Raw genomic sequence first — 1107 nt, forward strand, 5'->3', positions numbered from 1 at the left:
TGCCGGTCCCGGCAGGAAGGTCGCCGTGGTGGGCCTGGGCGGCCTGGGCCACATGGCTGTCAAAATCGCCGCAGCGATGGGTGCCGAGGTGACAGACTCGGTCCGTAGACCAACTCGGTGGGGAAGGCCGTCTTCGGGTACGACTTCACCGAGTCGACAGTGAAGGTGGCCGGCACCCCGTCGGCGCGGCGCACCGTGACGGTGTCGCCGGGGGTCAGAGCGCCGAGGTCGAAGAAGACGGCCGGGCCCAGCACCGCCGAGTCCACGTGCCCGACGATGACCGCGTTACCCGTCTCGCCCGGGCTCGCACCGGGCTCGTACCACCCGGCCTGGTCGGCCTTCTCCAGCGGAGGGACCTGGACGGTGCCGTCCGGGTTGGTGCCCAACGACATGATCGTCGCGTTGACGCCGATCCGGGGGATCTCGATGCTCGTCGGTGCCGACCGGGCCAACCCGACCGCCGACTGACCGACCGGCTGCCCGTCGATCGGCTGCCCGTCGACCGGAGGGGCATCGTCGGCGGTGCTCGCCGGCGCGGTCGGCTCGGGGCCGGCCTGGGCCAGCGGCTGTGGCGGCCGGGGAGTGGGCGTGGTCTTCAGGGAGGCGCCGATCATGCCGGCGCCGATCATGGCCATGGTGACGACGACGGCCGTGCCGGCGGCACGCCACGGTCTCCCGCGGCGGCCGCCGGCCGGTGTCGTCGTCACGTCAGACGAGCGAACCATCGGTCCGCCGACGACGCATCAACACGATCCCGCCCAGCGCGGCAGCGCCGAGCAGGCCCGCCCCGCCGGTGGCCAGGCCGCGGTCGGTGCCGGTGCTGGCGCCACCGTCACCACCGTCGACGCCGCCGTGCGGCAGCACGACGAGCTCGCCCTCGCCGCAGGAGCCCTTGAGCTCGTAGCGACCCGGCTTGGCGTCCTTGTCGACCTTGGCTTCGCCGTAGTAGACGAACTCGCGCTCCTTGTCCCAGTCACGCTCGTCCGAGCCGCGCTCGTCCTTGCCGTAACCGCCACGCTCGTCCGAGCCGCGCTCGTCCTTGCCGTAACCGCCACGCTCGTCCGAGCCGTGCTCGTCCTTGTTCTCCCAGCCCTTGTCCGAGCCGTA

At 72.4% G+C, this 1107-nt stretch carries 1 protein-coding gene and 1 pseudogene; both read right to left on the minus strand.

Annotated features, from left to right (window positions below; all coding sequences use genetic code 11):
- Positions 1-59 precede the first annotated feature (59 nt).
- Entirely contained in the window at positions 60-707 is a 648-nt protein-coding gene (locus tag ABZ749_RS08250; protein ID WP_357224270.1) for a sortase, read from the minus strand.
- A gap of 1 nt (position 708) precedes the next feature.
- Positions 709-1107 (minus strand): annotated as a pseudogene (locus ABZ749_RS08255) (hypothetical protein); the annotation flags it as partial.

This window comes from Micromonospora sp. NPDC047753 (assembly GCF_040642735.1).
Taxonomy (GTDB): Bacteria; Actinomycetota; Actinomycetes; order Mycobacteriales; family Micromonosporaceae; genus Micromonospora.